The sequence below is a fragment of the Arthrobacter sp. MDT2-34-1 genome (assembly GCF_059091365.1).
Window position 1 is genome coordinate 268,986 of the sequence record NZ_JBNHGO010000002.1, and the last position, 14,511, is coordinate 283,496.

Consider the following 14,511-nt stretch of genomic DNA (forward strand, 5'->3'; position numbering starts at 1 on the left):
TACCGGAAAAGGCCCGGATTCAGGCCATCAAGTCCGCCAGCCCCTTGGCCAATGCACCCGCAGCTCCCAGAAAGGCAAGCACGACTACTGCGGTCCTGGCGTGCTCGTCCCGCAGCCGCCGTCCGAGCCGTTCGCCGGCAACGATGCCCATGATGATCGAAAGCACAATCACCGCCCACATCCACCAGTCCAACTGCGGCACGCTGCCCGGGTCCACCGCCAGCTTCGCGCCCACGGTGATGATGCACAGCTGCAGGAAGAATGGCTGCAGCGTCGCAGCGAACCGGCGCGGCGGCCAGTGGGACAGAATGGCGTACGCGCTGACGGTGGGGCCACCCACGCCGGCGAGCGCGTTGGTCAGCCCGGAGCCGAAACCCGCGAGCACCTTGGGCAGCTGCCCGGAAACGGTGACTTCGGCACGGCCCAACACCACCGCCACGGCCAGCCCCGCCATCACCACCCCGCCCACCACGGCGGAGAGCACAGCAGGCGTGACCTGCACCGCTAACCAGGAACCCAAAACCGTGCCGGCGGCGGCCGGGACGGACAACCACAGCAGCAGGTTCCAGTCAATCTCCTGCCAGACCCGGGGCACGATCAGCCCGCAGGAGACGACGGCGCAGATGTTGATCATCATGATGCCCTCGTGCGGCCCGAGCAGGATCGCCAGGATCGGCGCCACCAGCAGCGCGAACCCGATGCCCGCGATGCGCTGGGCCACCGAACCGAAGAAGATTGCGCCGGTGATCAGCGCCAGGAGTCCCATGGTCACCCGACCACCCTCCCAGAGTGGAGTTAGGCAGCCGTTCACCGACACGATCACACGTGCTTGCCTGCCGGCCGCCGGCCGCGGGCAGGCTGGGCGGTGTGAGGATAGCTATCGTTGCCGAATCATTCCTTCCGCACATGAACGGGGTCACCCAGTCGCTGTTGCAGGTCATCGCCCACCTGCGCCGCCGCGGCGACGACGTTCTGGTGATCGCACCGGCGTCGTCCTGGCTGGAGGACACCGCCCCGGCCACGGTGGAGGGCTACCCGGTCCACCGCCTGCCGTCCATTCCGCTGCGCGGTTATCCCAACGTGCGGGTGGCGGCCGGAACCGTGGCTCGCCTCCGCCGGGTGCTGGCGGACTTCGGTCCGGACGTGGTCCACGTGGCGTCGCCCTTCATCCTGGGCTGGCGTGCGGTACAGGCCGCCCAGCAGCTCGGCCTGCCCACGGTCTCCGTCTACCAGACCGAGGTGCCCGCCTACGCGGCCCGCTACGGCGCGCCCTGGCTGCAGGAGCTGCTGTGGCAGCGGGTGGAGAACATTCACAAGGCCTCCACCCTGACCCTGGCGCCGTCGTCGTTCGCCATGGAGCAGTTGCGCGGCCGCGGCATCCGCGTCCACCTGTGGCGCCGCGGCGTGGACACCAGCCGTTTCCATCCGGATAAGCACGACGCCGGCTGGCGGGCGTCCGTGGCGCCGCGCGGCGAACGGATCATCGGCTACGTGGGCCGTCTGGCGGCGGAAAAGCAGGTGGAGGACCTGGCCGTGCTGGCCGACCTCCCCGGCACGCGGCTGGTGGTGGTCGGCTCGGGTCCGCTGAAGGAGGAGCTGCAGGAGAGGCTGCCCGGCGCCCACTTCGCCGGTTTCCAGGGCGGCGAAGACCTGGCCCGGCATGTGGCTTCCTTCGACCTCTTTGTCCACCCCGGCGAATCCGAAACGTTCTGCCAAACCATCCAGGAGGCCATGGCCAGCGGCGTGCCCGTCGTCGCTGTGGGCCGCGGCGGCCCGGTGGACCTGGTCGATCCCTCGCGGACCGGCTGGATCTACGAGCCCGGGAGGCTGGACCAACTGCGCGGGTACGTCCAGGATTTGGTGGGCGACGACACCAAGCGCCGCGCGCTGGGCAGGGCCGCCTTCGACTCGGTGCAGGGCCGCACCTGGCCGGTGCTCTGCGAGCAGCTGGTGGACTATTACCGGCTGGCCACCCGGGTCAAGCGCCGCGCCCTTAACCTCGAAGCCCGCGGCGTGCTCGGCTTTCTCACCGGGTGAAAGCTTCAGCCCGGACCGGACCGGTGGACGCCCTCCCTGCCTCGACTAGGATGTGGCCATGCCAACAGAAACCGGTTCCGTCCCGCCCGACAGTGGCTCCTCCCTGCGACAGGAGCAGCGCGTGCCGACCGGACAGGAGCAGCGCGCTTCGGCCGGGCAGTCCGTGCCGGAGCGGCTGGCCGAGCAGTTCAAGTCCCTGGGTGTCGCCCGGACCTACGGAGAACCGCTGCAGGTGGGCGGCGACACCGTGGTGCCCGTGGCCATGGTCCAGTACGGATTCGGCGGCGGCGACTCCGGGGGAGCCGCCGGCGGAGGCGGCGGCGGGATGGCCGTTCCGCTCGGCGCCTACATCGGCAACGGCACCGGACCCGCCAGCTTCCGGCCGAACACGGTTGCGTTGTTCACCGTGCTGATCCCCCTGGTCTGGATCACCGGGCGGGCCCTGGCCCGCGTGGTCCGGGCCGCCAAGAAGTAGGCAGCGCCGGCCAGGGAGAACGGCGCGGAAGCCGGTCCGGGCCGCGAGAACCCGTGCCCGGCAAGCTTGCCTCCGAGAGCCCGCTCCCGCCCTGGCGGACCCTGCCTCGGGCCCTAGCGGACACCGTGGCGGGACCGTAGGCTCGAACATGACAGCCACCTACCGGAGAAGGACAGTCCCGATGAAACTGAGCCATATTCCCCTGCGCCTTTCCACCGGCGCGTTCATCCTCAACTCCGGTCTGGGCAAGCGGAACCTGGACCGAGACAGTGCCGCGGCGATGCAGGAAATGGGCAGCCGCGCGATCCCCCAGTTAAAGGAAATGGAACCCGAGAAGTTCGGCAAGCTGCTCGCGTACGGCGAGACCGCCCTCGGCGCCGCCCTGCTGCTGCCGTTCGTGCCCAGCCGGCTGGCCGGCCTGGGGCTGGCCGTATTCTCCGGTTCGCTGCTGGCCATGTACTTCAACACCCCCCACATGACCACCGAAGGCGGCGTCCGCCCCAGCTCCGAGGGCACCCCCGTGGCCAAGGACGTCTGGCTGCTCGGCATCGCGCTGGCGCTGATCCTGGACACCAAGGACAAGAAGCCGAAGGTCCTCACCACCCTGTAACTTCCGCGGCGCAGGACGACGGCGGAGCGTCCCCTCCGGCGTCGTCCTCCCCGTCCCCAGCGCCAGCGGCAGGTGCCGGACGCCGGTTTCAGCGTGAGATGATGGAAGCCATGGCCGCTCTCACTTTTCCGCTGGTTGACGTCAGCGAAATCATCCGGCTGGTGGGCGGCGCCGCCTTTGCGCGCGGCAAGATCTACGCCTCCGACGGCTCCGTTGCAGAACCCGTATGGGACCCCTCCGTCCGGCTGCTGACCGCCAAGGTCATTGGCACCGCCGCCCTGCCGTACCGCTGCCGGATTTACTTGGAAACCGGCAAGAGCGGGCAGTGGCGCCCGGCATCGTCCTCCTGCAGTTGCCCGGTGGGCGACGACTGCAAACACGTGGCAGCCGTGCTCTTGGCCAGCAACAGCCAGCACGTCATCTCCAGCCAGGCCTTCGCGCGCGAGCCGGAACCGGAATCGGCCGGCTGGCAGGACTCGTTGGAGGGGCTGATCGGCGGCACGCCGGACCCGGCCCGGCAGGACACCGGCAAGCCGTCGAAGGCCAAGGCGAAAAGTACGTCTCCGCTGGGACTGCAGTTCGACCTCCTGGAACCCGGACGGCGGCAGGACCGCCAGTACCGGCCCTCGGGCCTCTCCCTGCCGCAGGCCTCCGCGCCGGGCCCGAACTGGACGCGCAAGGCCGGGAACAGGCTGCGCGTCGGGGTCCGTCCCGTGCTGCAGAACGAGACCGGGCGGTGGATCCGCAGCAAGCTGCGCTGGAACACCATCAGCTACAAGACCTACGGCCTGCCGCTGGACCCCGAACAGCACCGCTGGTTCAGCCAGTTTGCACCGCTGCACCGGGCCACCGGCCTCACCTACTTCGGCGAAGACAACGACTGGCTCTTCCTCGACGAATTCAGCAGCCCGCTCTTGTGGGAACTCTTCGCCGAGGCCAAGCGGCTGGGCATCGCCCTGATCGGCGCCAAGGCCGACACCGTCGTCGAGGTCCGGGAACAGGCCGTGATCGGTCTGGACGCCCACCGCGACGAACCGGCCGACGCTTCCGCTGACGCCGCCACCCCGGAAGCCGCGGCGGAAGCCCGCGCGGCCGAAGCCGCGCCGGAAGCCCCCACCCCGGAAACAGGCGGGGAGACCGGGCCGGCGACCGCGGACCTGGTCCTCACGCCGTCGCTGCGGATTGACGGGCGCGAACTGCCCACCGGGACGGCGGGCATCGTCGGCACGCACGGCGTCTACCACTACGCCGTCGACGGACAGACCGTCATCACGCTGGCCCCGACCGGGCATCCGGTGACCGACCAGGAAGCGAACCTGCTGCTCTCCGGCACCCCCCTGAAGGTGCCGGCCGCCGACGTCGAGCAGTTCATGGAGCGCTACTACCCCGTGCTCAGCCAGCGCATCGCCGTCGTCAGCAGCGACGGTTCGGTGAGCTTCCCGGAGATCGTCCCCCCGGAGCTCGTGCTGACCGCCTCCTACCGAAAAGGCAACGTGCTGCAGCTCGGCTGGCACCTCGAGTACCGCCACGGGGACAAGCCGCTGCGCCTGCCGGTCGACGAGCAGCCCGACGGCAGCCACTACCGCGATCTGTCGGCCGAGCAGGACCTGCTGGAGGCGGCCGAGGCGGTGCCGGGCGTGGGCACGACGGCGGCGCGCACCCTCCGGGACATGGCCACCGTGGATTTCACCCGCTACGCGCTGCCGGCGCTCGAACAGCTCGACGGCGTGCGCGTGGATATTGTCGGCGACAAGCCCGACTACCAGGAACTCACCGAGGCACCCGAGCTGACCATCAGCACGGTGGAGACCGACGAGAGCGACTGGTTCGACCTGGGCGTCATGGTCCGCGTGGCCGGCCGCACCGTCCCGTTCGGGAACATCTTCAAGGCCCTGGCCCGCGGCCAGACGCGGCTGTTGCTGGTGGACAAGTCCTACCTGTCGCTGGAGCAGCCGGTCTTCGACCGGCTCCGCCAGCTCGTGGACGAAGCCCGCCACATGCAGGACCGGGAATCGGGCGAACAGCTGCAGATCAGCCGCTACCAGGCGTCCCTCTGGGAGGACCTTGAGGAAGCCGCCACCGAAACGGTGCAGGCGCGTACCTGGCGCGAATCGGTGCAGGGGCTGCTGGAACTGGAAACAGTCGAGCAGACCCCGCTGCCGGCCGGCCTGCACGCCGACCTCCGCCCCTACCAGGCCGAAGGCTTCAACTGGCTCGCCTTCCTCTGGCGGCACCGGTTGGGCGGCGTGCTGGCGGACGACATGGGACTGGGCAAGACGCTGCAGACCCTGGCCCTGCTGCTGCATGCCAAACAGCAGGGCGACCCGGCCACTGCCCGGCCGTTCCTGGTCGTGGCACCCACCTCGGTGGTGTCCAACTGGGTCAACGAGAGCCGGCGCTTCGCCCCCGACCTCCGGGTCGAGAGCATCACCGACACCCAGGGCCGCGGCCGGCCGCTGTCCGAGATCGCGGCGGACACCGACGTCATCGTCACGTCCTACACGCTGTTCCGGCTGGATTTCGACACCTACAAGGAGATGGACTGGGCCGGGCTGATCCTGGATGAAGCCCAGTTCGTCAAGAACCGCGCCACCAAGGTCCATCAGTGCGCCCGCGATATGCACGCGCCCTTCAAGATGGCGATCACCGGCACGCCCATGGAGAACAACCTCATGGAGCTCTGGTCCATCTTCTCCATCGTCGCGCCCGGCCTCTTCCCGTCCGCGGTCCGGTTTGTGGACCAGTACCAGCGGCCGATCGAACGCAGCCAGGACAAGGAGCTGCTGCAGAAACTGCGCCACCGGATCAAACCGCTGATGATGCGCCGCAGCAAGGAGGCCGTGGCCGACGACCTGCCCGAGAAGCAGGAGCAGATCCTGGAGGTGGAGCTGACGCCCAAGCACCGGCGGATCTACGACACGCACCTGCAGCGCGAGCGGCAGAAGGTGCTGCGGCTGGTCGAGGACATGGACAAGAACCGGTTCACGATCTTCCAGTCGCTGACCCTGTTGCGGCTCCTGAGCCTGGATCCCTCGCTGGTGGACCCGAAATACTCGTCGGTCCCCTCCAGCAAGCTGGGCGTCCTGTTCGAGCAACTCGAAGACGTCCTCGGCGAGGGGCATCGGGCGCTGATCTTCAGCCAGTTCACCAGCTACCTGAAGAAGACCGCCCAGCAGTTGGACGCGGCCGGCATCGAGTACTGCTATCTGGACGGCTCCACCCGCCGCCGCGCCGACGTCATCGACACGTTCAAGAACGGCAACGCGCCGGTGTTCCTGATCAGCCTCAAGGCCGGCGGCTTCGGCCTGAACCTCACCGAGGCCGACTACTGTTTCCTGCTGGACCCCTGGTGGAACCCGGCCACCGAGGCACAGGCAGTGGACCGCACGCACCGGATCGGCCAGACCAAGAACGTCATGGTCTACCGGATGGTGGCCCGCGGGACGATCGAAGAGAAGGTCATGGCCCTGAAGGAACGCAAGGCCAAACTGATCGCCTCGGTGCTCGAAGATGATGCGATGTTCTCCTCCAAACTCACTGCCACCGACATCCGCGGGCTGTTCGGCGAGTAGCCGGCACCCGGCAGCACCTCAGCACACCTACTGCTTCTTGAGTGCCTCAGCGCCTACTGCGTCTTGATTTGCAGCAGCCGCCAGCCTTCGGGCACCTGCGCTTCGATCGCGGCCTTGGCTTCGGCATACGTGTCACCCTCGGCCGACAACTCCTTGGTTTCCACCGGCTGAATGATTCCCACAACTTTGACCACGGACTAAAGATATCCTCGCCCGCCCGGGCACCGCGGGATGCGGCGTGGTGCTTCCGCTCACGCCCGCCGGCCGAGGTGCCGCGCCCGGCCGGGTACGCGCCGCCGGCTCACGCCGGCCCGGCCCTCCCCATGGACGGTGGGGCCGCCGGAGGCTTCGCTCAGCCAAACTTTTCCTCCCCGGGCAAGTCACTTGCCTCCGGCATGCCGGCGCCAGACCAGGTCCAGGCCCGCGTGGGCGCAGTCGATGTTCCAGTCCGTGTACTCCACGCCGAGGGCGTCCGGATGGTCGGAGGCGAACACCACCACTCCCGGGTAGTCCCGGATGAACTCCGCCAGCATGTCAATCCCCTGCCGGTCCAGATCGGCGTCGAGCCGGTTCAGGACCAGCAGCGGCGGATCGCCCAGCGAGGCCCTCGCCAGCATCAGCCGGGCCAGCTCGGAGGTGGTCAACGGTTCGCCGCCGCGCTTGAGCTGGGTCTCCTCGCGCCGCTCCAGTTGCCCGATCCGGCCGGCGAGGCCGACGCGTTCCAGGGCCGCCGATCCGTCCTCCCGCGGGAGGTCGGGCCGGCGATACCGCACGCTGCGGGCGATCGAGCCGCGCTCCACGTACATGCCCGCGGCGGCGTAGCCCACCAACTTCCGGCGAATGCGGCTGCCGCTTTCCAGCAGGTGCCGGCCGCCCACCATGGCCACCGCGTGCGGGTCGCTGCGGATCCCGACCAGTGTCTCCAGGGCCCTGCTCCCGGCCGCCGGATCGGCGGTGCGAATGCGGATCCGCGCGCCAGGGCCGGCGGACAAGGGCGGCACCGGGCAGTTCCGGCAGGCGGCCAGGCCGTCCACCAGCACGGCCCCGCCGGCGGGGGAACCCGCCGGGACGGTTACCTCCGCCGCTGCGCCGGACGCTGCCGTCCCGGCCGCGGCCCCCTCACTGGTTCCGGACCGGGCTGCCGGGCGCCGCCTTCGGGCATCCCGCGCCGCAGCGGCCACCGCGAGGGCCGGACCGAGAATGCGCCGCGCGGCCCGGAAGTTCTGCCGGTATTCCACCACCCGACCCAGGTCCGTGACGGGCGCGGAGATCATCCCCACGATGGTCAGCCCGGCGGCGATGCTGGCCGTGGGCACCGCCTGCCAGGTTCCGACCACGGCCACGGCGGCGCCGGCGAGCGAGGCGGCTGCCGCCGCCGCCCCGCGGATGTAACCGGCGGCGGCGGCGCGGTGCACGGCCGCGTCCACCACCTTCCGCCCGGCCTTGTCGATCTGCCTGACCTCCCGGTCCTCGCCGCCGGCCGCACGGATGGTGCCGGCGGCAATCACCGTGTCGGCGAGCCGGGCGGCCAGCCGCCCCCGGTGTCGGCGCAAGGCGCCGGCGCGCTGGAACGCCGGCCGGGACAGCAACGCCAGCCCGGCGGTCAGCAGTACCAGGGGAACGAAGACGGCGAACGCCAGCACCGGGGACAGGAACCACAGCGCCACCGTGGTTCCCGCGATCAGCGGGATGCCGACCGCCAGCGGCGCGATGCCCAGCGCGATCCAGTTCCGGACGCTGGAGAGGTCGTTGGTACTGCGCGCGATGGTCACCCCCGGCGACGGTCCGCGGTCGGTGGCCAGGGCGGAGGCCACCAGTCCCTTGCGGATCTCGTGGATGTAGTCCTGCCCTAGCTGCTCGGCCAGGACGCGCTCGAGGGCCCGTAGGCCGCCCAGCCCCAGCGCCGCTGCAGCCAGGCCGAGGGCGGGCGGCAAGATGCCGGCAGCATCCGGCGCGTTGCCGCCGAGCAGCCGGGTCATCAGCAGAGCGCTCGCCCCGGCGGCCGCGGCCATCAGCAGGCCGGTCCCCAGCAGGGCCGCCATCAGCCAGCGGCGCCGGCCGCGCAGCAGCTGAGGCAGCCGCCCGTCGGCCGGCGGCGGATCTTCCCGCGGTGAGTCCGCCCGATTCCGTGCGGCCGGCGCGGCCTTGGCCACCCGGGCCGCCACTGTTACCTCCGCTCCGGCAGCAGCTGCAGGGCCGTCGCCGGGTCGCACAGGTCGTAGGTGTTGATCACCGGGGCATCAATGACGCCGGCTGCTTCCCGGGCGGCCAGCGGCGAGGCGGTCAGCAGGCCGGAGACGGCGGGCACGCTGACGCCGGCATCGCGCAGGACGGCCACGCCGGCGGTGGCGCCCAGGGCGTCGGCCGCGGAAAACACCACGTGGTCCACGGCGGCATGGAAGACCGGGTCGGCCAGCAGCCGGGCCGTTTCGCCCTGATAGACGCCGTCGGCAATTTCCACCACCACCACGTCGGTCTCGGAAGTGGTCAGCGCGTCGATCAGGCTGGTGAGCAGGCCGCGCACGCGCTCGTAGTCCAGCAGGTAGGTGGTCGGGAAGCCGAAGTCGGTGAAGTCGAGCACTTTCGCGGCTCCGGCATCGGCGAACAGCAGCGGGTCGTTGCCGGCGCCGGTGCCGGTGGCCTTTCCCGCGGACACGTGCAGGCCGGCCGCGGTCAGGCCCTTGACCAGGCAGCCAAGCGTGGTCGACTTGCCGGAGTTCATGGACGTGCCGAGCACCGCAATAACCGGCGGCCGTCCCGGCAGCGCGGTGCCGGCACCGATCGAGTGCGGCGCCAGGTCGGCCAGGTTGACCGCGCGCCCGTCCCGTGCCAGCAGGCGATGGGCTGGATGCGGGTGGCCATGTCGATGCCGGCGTGCTGTTCCAGCACCCGCGCCGCCAGTCCGCCGCCGGCCACCAGCGAGCATTCCGACAGGTCGGCGGGTACAACCGCCAGGAACTGGTCCGGCGCGTACCGGTTGCCGTAGGCCACCAGGATCTCGTCGCCGACGAACATTGCCTGCCGCCGTGAGGCCGGGCTCTCCAAGCGGGTGTGCTTGCCGATCTCGACGACCCGGGCCAGCACCACGTCGCCGGCGGCCGGGGCGGCCTGGAGCAATTGGTAGCCGGTGGCGTCGAGGCAGAGACGCTCGGCCAGGAACCGAGTGGTGTACGCCTTCTTGGCCCGGCGCAGCCGCTGCGGGTCCACCGGAGCGGCCGCCGGGCCGAAAAGCTCCTCGGCCGCACCGACGGCCGATGCGGCAACGGAGAAAACCTCCGCCGCCGCGCCGGCCGCCGGTGCTGCAGGGGTTCCTAGTGCTTCGAGTCCTGTTGTTCCAGCGGTGCCTGCGGGGAGATCTGTGATGGTCATGGCCTGCTCCTTGGTTGTTGGGTCCGTCAGGAATGAGTCAACACATCCGCAATGAAACGAACATGACAGCCGCATGAGGGCTTTCTCATGAACCGTTTACCCTGCCGTCACCCGCGCTCCCCATGCCGTTCAGCCTGCCGCGCTTGGAAGTTCCCCCGCCTTCCGGAAGCCGCATCCGAGCCGGCGCGCACCGCCGCCGGGCTATGGTTGATCAGGGGACAAGTCACTGCGGGAACCGTCCCATCCACCGGGCAAAAAGGGGAAAAGTGCTGGCACTGGTACGTCACGGGCAGACCGACTGGAACGCTGAGGGCCGGCTGCAGGGGCATACGGATGTGCCGCTCAACAGCGTGGGCAGACGGCAGGCGCTGGACGCCGGCGGCTGGCTCGCCGAGAGCGATTGGAACGTCCTCGTGTCCTCGCCGCTGGGCCGCGCGATGGAGACCGCCCGCCTTATCGGCAGCCGGGTGGGGCTGGAGTTGGCGGAAACCGTGCCGGACCTCTCAGAGCGCGACTACCGCGGAATCGAAGGCACCGTGCTGCGCGGCCTGGAACGGCCGGAGATCGACGCGCTCATGCGGCAGGCCGAGCCCGAACGCGAGGTGGCCGCGCGGGGCGTCGCCGGCCTGCAGGAAGTGCTCCGCACCTACCCGGGCCGCAACATCATCGTGGTGGCCCACGGCACGATCCTGCGGCTCACGCTGAATCTCCTCCACGGCACGCCGCGGGGCTACATCGCCAACGGTGAGACCGTGCGATTGGATCCCGACCTGGTGCTCGGCTACCGGGCGGACCCGGACCAACTGGCCGCCGCGCGCTTCTGACCGGACCGGTGCTCGGGTTCCGGCCGCCAAACGGTGACGGGGCCGAACGGGTGATGGGGGCGGGCCACCAGCTGCCGTGGAGCGGCCAGGTTCCTAGCTCCCGTCCAGGTGCCGGTGCAGGACGGCCGCCGCATGCGCGGACAGTTCCTCCCGCGGTGCGCACCAGTCCACCCAGCGGTGCAGGAAGGCGGTCACCTCGCCCGGGTCAACCGGCTCCAGTCCCCCTTCGGCCAGCACGGTTTCGCTGATCAGATCCAGCTTGACCGGGCTCACCCGGGTGAGGCGTCCGCCGTCGTAGTCCCAGCCGTAGCCGAGAACCAGGTTCAGCATGGCGCGTTCGGCGGGCGAATCGCGCCCGGTCTCCCGCACATAGCGGGCGGCCGTCTCCTCGATTTCCTCCTGGCGGAGCGCCTCGAGTTCTTCTTCCCGGACAGGCCCTGGTTCACCGCCGCCGGACGGCAGCGCGGCGGCGGCGGGCGCGGCGGCGGCCTCGGCCCCGGTGCCCGCCACAGTTGTCCCCGCCACTGCCCCTGCCCCCGCCTCGGCGTCGTCGAGCTCGGCATAGTCCTCGTCGGAGAGCCAGTCTTCGCTCTCGTCCTCGGTGTCGTCCGCGAGCTCGATGATCGTCCGCAGCCACGCCTGGGCCACCCAGCGGCGCGCACCGAAGTCCTCGTCCACCATGTGCTCCGGCAGGTCCGTCGAGGCATCCAGTCCTTCCCAGGCGTCCAGCGCGGCGCCGGTCAGGTCTGCGTCCGCGTCGAGCACCAGCCCGGCTTCCTGGGCGTCCGCGTTCAGGTCTTTGAGCGCGGCGGCCGGATCGTCCACGAGCCCGGTTTCCATCACCGTGCCGCCGAAGATGTTGCCGTCCAGCAGTGCCAGCAGCCCCACCTTCTCGGTGCCGGTGGTGAATTCGAAGAGCATGTTGGCTTCGTCGCCGAAGACGTCCGCATAACGGTGCAGGGCCGTCACGGCCACCGGATGCTTGGCCCATTCCGGCTCGGTGAACCCGTCGGCCACCAGCCGGTCGGCCAGGGTTTCGGCGTCGCGGCGCATGTCCGGACGATCGATCAGGAAGGCCAGCGCGCGCAGCATCGGCACGGTCCCGGGGCCGGTTCGGTCCTCGGCCAAATCCAGCCAGGCGTAAAACAACTCATGACGGCGCTGCTGGCCGGATGCGTCGGCCGTGTCCCACAGGTCCAGCAGGTAACCGGCCAGGGAATGGGCGTCGATGGGGCTGGGCGAGTCCAGTGTGTCGGCGAACGGCCGTTCCAACTCGCGGTAGAGCTCCAGCAGCGGGTCGCCGGCCGGCCCGCCCTGCCGGCCACCGAACCGGCTGTTCTTCAGCTTTTTCGGCTTGCGCTTGCGGCTCACAGGGCTCATGGCACGAGTGTGCCACGACCGCCGCCGCGAAGGTACCACCGGGCGGGCCCGCGGCCGCGGCGCGTATCGGCTCACAGGCCGCGCATTCCGCAGAGGACCCGTGCGGAACGTCCGCCCCGGATGTAAGACTGGCCGCATGCCGTTTTACCAGGACCCCTCCGCCACCGAACCGCTGACGGCCATTCCCCTGGTCCAGCGCACCAAGAGATGCTTCCAGCTCGCGGCGCCGATTTTCTACCGGGCGGAAACAACCTCCCCCGTGGTCCGGATCGAGGCGCACGATCTCTCCGCCGGGCTCGAGCACAATTCCACCGACCTGGCGTCGGTGCCCACCTGGATGTGGGGACTCATCGCCAGCTACGGACGGCAGACCGCTCCGGCCCTGCTGCACGACCAGCGCACGACGATGTGTTCCAGCATGCCGGGCGAGCAGGGGCTGCAACTGCGCCGCATCTACGACGAGGAATTCCGCCGCGCACTGCTGGACACCGGGGTGGCGGCCTTGCGTGCCCGGCTGATGTGGGCGGTCGTGACGGTCCAGGCTTACCTTCAGTATGCCGGTGCCCGCGGCCGGCTGCTGACGGCGTCCGTCGGGGCAGGTGCCGTCGGGCTGCTGGCCGGCGCCGTGCTCGCGGCAACCGGCGCCGGCCTGGTGCCCCTGGCCGCGGCTGTCCTCCTGACCGGCGCCCTCTGTTTGGCTTGGAGCCGCGACTGGGCGGTGGTCGCCGTCCTGGCTCCGGCGTTCGCGTTGTTCTCGCCCGTGCTGGCCGCAGCCGCCGCCGGGGCCCTGCTGCTCTGGGTCTGCGAAACGGCGTGGTGGGCAGCGGGCAAACCCTTCGCAAAGCGGCCCGATCCGCCACCCGTCGTCGGACCCTTGGCGCGGACAACTCAACCGTGAGCCCCGGCGGTATTTCCGGGCCCCCGGGCGCGCTCCCTGGGCCGGCTTCCCTGCCCGGAACCGGTGCCGACCAGCCCCCCGAAAGCGCCGGTTTGGTTTGATTGGCAAAACCAAACGGAAACGGCTAAACTTGAGGCATGCCCGCCAGCTCCCGCAAACAGCCCGATCCGGGCGTCATGATCCGTGACGCCGTGGCTCAAGTGGTGCGCTGGGCATCCCATGCGGAGACGCGAAAACAGCTGTTCGACCCGCGCGAGGTTGGCCTGACGCCCACCGACGTGGCCTTGCTCGAGTACATCGACGACAACGGCCCCGTCCGGGTCTCGGAACTGGCCTCGCAGCAGGGCGTGGACAAATCCACCATGACCCCGCAGGTCCGCCGCCTGGAGGACAAAGGGCTGGTGGACAAACAGTCCGATCCGGACGACGGCCGGGCCACCCTGGTGACGGCGTCCACGGCCGGACGGCGGATGCACCGGAACATCGGCAAGGCCGGCGCGGCCGTCGTCGATGAAATCCTGGCGGATTGGTCCGACGAAGACCGCGAAGCTTTTGCCCAATTCTTTACCCGCTTCGCCGAGCAACTGCTGCGCGGTGAAGCGTCCACCCGAAGCGACTCAGAAAGGAACACGACCGGCGATGTCATCGAAGGCTCTTGAGCAAGGTGGCAAACACGATCTGCATACGCTTTCTACACGGTTGACCGCAACCCGGCAGCTGCTGACCCAGAAAGTACGTACCGCCGGTTTGCTGTTCCCGCTGCTGACCCTGGCCGGTACGGCCGTGTTCTGGTCCATCGTCTGGCTGCTGGACACCGCCCCCGTCCACGCCCTCTCCCCCGTCAACGCGTTGCTGCGTATCTACGGCACCGGGATCGCGGTGATCGCCACGATGGTCATCGTCGGCGCCTCCGTCTGGCTGATCGTCAAGCGGTTGGGCTACGCCGACAGGTTCACCGAGGTTCTGTTCGAGCATGCCGACGACATCGGGCCGGTTCCGGCCGCGTCCGGCAGCCTGGCACGGAGCGCCACGGCGCCGGCGGCCGGCAGCACCATGTCCCCGGCGGCCGGCAGCGCCTTCGCTGCGCTGCCGGCCGCGGCTCCCCGACTGCAGCTTGAGGCCGCACGCACCGACGCCGATGCGCGGCCCGTCTACGCACTCGCTGCCCCCACGGCGCAAGCCGAAGCCATGCCCGGCGCCCCGGCTGCGGCGGCACCGGGCGGGGAAAAGCCTGCCGTCGCCGAAAACCGGGCGGCAGACCCAGCGACGGGATCGGCCTGCACCGCCCCGCCGCTGGCCAGGGGCAACCCGCTCAAGAAGGGCAAAGGCCGCCGGAAGTAGCGGCC

Annotated in this window: 14 protein-coding genes; 8 read left to right on the forward strand and 6 right to left on the reverse strand. The window is 70.1% G+C overall.

What is annotated here, in order from left to right; all coding sequences use genetic code 11:
- Positions 1 to 19: 19 nt before the first annotated feature.
- Positions 20 to 766: a sulfite exporter TauE/SafE family protein gene (locus tag AC5RVV_RS11605; protein ID WP_494001874.1), complete on the reverse strand. Its 747-nt coding sequence runs from the start codon at positions 764 to 766 to the stop codon at positions 20 to 22.
- Between the two features lie 101 nt (positions 767 to 867).
- Between AC5RVV_RS11605 and AC5RVV_RS11610 the strand changes: the two genes are divergently transcribed.
- From AC5RVV_RS11610 to AC5RVV_RS11625, 4 genes are all read left to right on the forward strand, one after another.
- The gene (locus AC5RVV_RS11610) at positions 868 to 2,037 is read left to right on the forward strand and encodes a glycosyltransferase family 4 protein (RefSeq protein WP_494001540.1); all 1,170 of its coding nucleotides are present in this window, start codon (positions 868 to 870) and stop codon (positions 2,035 to 2,037) included.
- A 58-nt stretch (positions 2,038 to 2,095) separates the two neighbouring features.
- The gene (locus AC5RVV_RS11615) at positions 2,096 to 2,512 is read left to right on the forward strand and encodes a hypothetical protein (RefSeq protein WP_494001541.1); all 417 of its coding nucleotides are present in this window, start codon (positions 2,096 to 2,098) and stop codon (positions 2,510 to 2,512) included.
- 181 nt (positions 2,513 to 2,693) lie between these two features.
- Positions 2,694 to 3,122: a DoxX family protein gene (locus tag AC5RVV_RS11620; RefSeq protein WP_494001542.1), complete on the forward strand. Its 429-nt coding sequence runs from the start codon at positions 2,694 to 2,696 to the stop codon at positions 3,120 to 3,122.
- 110 nt (positions 3,123 to 3,232) lie between these two features.
- Positions 3,233 to 6,694 carry a DEAD/DEAH box helicase gene (locus AC5RVV_RS11625; RefSeq protein WP_494001543.1) on the forward strand — a complete coding sequence of 1,154 codons (3,462 nt, stop codon included), beginning with the start codon at positions 3,233 to 3,235 and terminating at the stop codon, positions 6,692 to 6,694.
- A gap of 53 nt (positions 6,695 to 6,747) precedes the next feature.
- Here the strand turns inward: AC5RVV_RS11625 and AC5RVV_RS11630 are convergent, their stop codons facing one another.
- From AC5RVV_RS11630 to AC5RVV_RS11645, 4 genes are all read right to left on the reverse strand, one after another.
- Positions 6,748 to 6,888 (reverse strand): hypothetical protein, encoded by a 141-nt coding sequence (locus tag AC5RVV_RS11630; RefSeq protein WP_494001544.1) that lies wholly within the window; start codon positions 6,886 to 6,888, stop codon positions 6,748 to 6,750.
- Between the two features lie 186 nt (positions 6,889 to 7,074).
- Complete coding sequence (locus tag AC5RVV_RS11635) at positions 7,075 to 8,859, reverse strand: ABC transporter transmembrane domain-containing protein (RefSeq protein WP_494001545.1); 1,785 nt, start codon at positions 8,857 to 8,859, stop codon at positions 7,075 to 7,077.
- Between the two features lie 2 nt (positions 8,860 to 8,861).
- Positions 8,862 to 9,431 carry a P-loop NTPase family protein gene (locus AC5RVV_RS11640; RefSeq protein WP_494001546.1) on the reverse strand — a complete coding sequence of 190 codons (570 nt, stop codon included), beginning with the start codon at positions 9,429 to 9,431 and terminating at the stop codon, positions 8,862 to 8,864.
- Positions 9,413 to 10,063, reverse strand: coding sequence for a hypothetical protein (locus AC5RVV_RS11645; RefSeq protein WP_494001547.1), 651 nt, complete (start codon positions 10,061 to 10,063; stop codon positions 9,413 to 9,415). The genes AC5RVV_RS11640 and AC5RVV_RS11645 overlap by 19 nt, the downstream gene beginning before the upstream one ends.
- A gap of 266 nt (positions 10,064 to 10,329) precedes the next feature.
- Here AC5RVV_RS11645 and AC5RVV_RS11650 point away from each other — a divergent pair, with 266 nt between their 5' ends.
- Entirely contained in the window at positions 10,330 to 10,887 is a 558-nt protein-coding gene (locus tag AC5RVV_RS11650; protein WP_494001548.1) for a histidine phosphatase family protein, read from the forward strand.
- Positions 10,888 to 10,980: 93 nt separating this feature from the next.
- Here AC5RVV_RS11650 and AC5RVV_RS11655 read toward each other — a convergent pair whose 3' ends face one another.
- On the reverse strand, positions 10,981 to 12,267 hold the full coding sequence (locus tag AC5RVV_RS11655) for a hypothetical protein (protein WP_494001549.1): 1,287 nt from the start codon (positions 12,265 to 12,267) through the stop codon (positions 10,981 to 10,983).
- A gap of 136 nt (positions 12,268 to 12,403) precedes the next feature.
- Here AC5RVV_RS11655 and AC5RVV_RS11660 point away from each other — a divergent pair, with 136 nt between their 5' ends.
- The 3 genes from AC5RVV_RS11660 (at position 12,404) to AC5RVV_RS11670 (ending at position 14,506) form a co-directional block, all read left to right on the forward strand.
- A complete protein-coding gene (locus AC5RVV_RS11660) occupies positions 12,404 to 13,165 on the forward strand; it encodes a DUF1353 domain-containing protein (RefSeq protein WP_494001550.1) in 762 nt (253 codons plus the stop codon).
- A 137-nt stretch (positions 13,166 to 13,302) separates the two neighbouring features.
- Complete coding sequence (locus AC5RVV_RS11665) at positions 13,303 to 13,824, forward strand: MarR family winged helix-turn-helix transcriptional regulator (protein ID WP_494001551.1); 522 nt, start codon at positions 13,303 to 13,305, stop codon at positions 13,822 to 13,824.
- 40 nt (positions 13,825 to 13,864) lie between these two features.
- On the forward strand, positions 13,865 to 14,506 hold the full coding sequence (locus AC5RVV_RS11670; protein WP_494001552.1) for a hypothetical protein: 642 nt from the start codon (positions 13,865 to 13,867) through the stop codon (positions 14,504 to 14,506).
- Positions 14,507 to 14,511 lie beyond the last annotated feature (5 nt).

Bases quoted from the DNA above. Each gene is read 5' to 3' on its own strand.
- AC5RVV_RS11605 (WP_494001874.1), bottom strand. From the start codon at position 766: ATGGGACTCCTGGCGCTGATCACCGGCGCAATCTTCTTCGGTTCGGTG.
- AC5RVV_RS11615 (WP_494001541.1), top strand. From the start codon at position 2,096: ATGCCAACAGAAACCGGTTCCGTCCCGCCCGACAGTGGCTCCTCCCTG.
- AC5RVV_RS11620 (WP_494001542.1), top strand. From the start codon at position 2,694: ATGAAACTGAGCCATATTCCCCTGCGCCTTTCCACCGGCGCGTTCATC.
- AC5RVV_RS11625 (WP_494001543.1), top strand. From the start codon at position 3,233: ATGGCCGCTCTCACTTTTCCGCTGGTTGACGTCAGCGAAATCATCCGG.
- AC5RVV_RS11645 (WP_494001547.1), bottom strand. From the start codon at position 10,063: ATGACCATCACAGATCTCCCCGCAGGCACCGCTGGAACAACAGGACTC.
- AC5RVV_RS11655 (WP_494001549.1), bottom strand. From the start codon at position 12,267: ATGAGCCCTGTGAGCCGCAAGCGCAAGCCGAAAAAGCTGAAGAACAGC.
- AC5RVV_RS11660 (WP_494001550.1), top strand. From the start codon at position 12,404: ATGCCGTTTTACCAGGACCCCTCCGCCACCGAACCGCTGACGGCCATT.
- AC5RVV_RS11665 (WP_494001551.1), top strand. From the start codon at position 13,303: ATGCCCGCCAGCTCCCGCAAACAGCCCGATCCGGGCGTCATGATCCGT.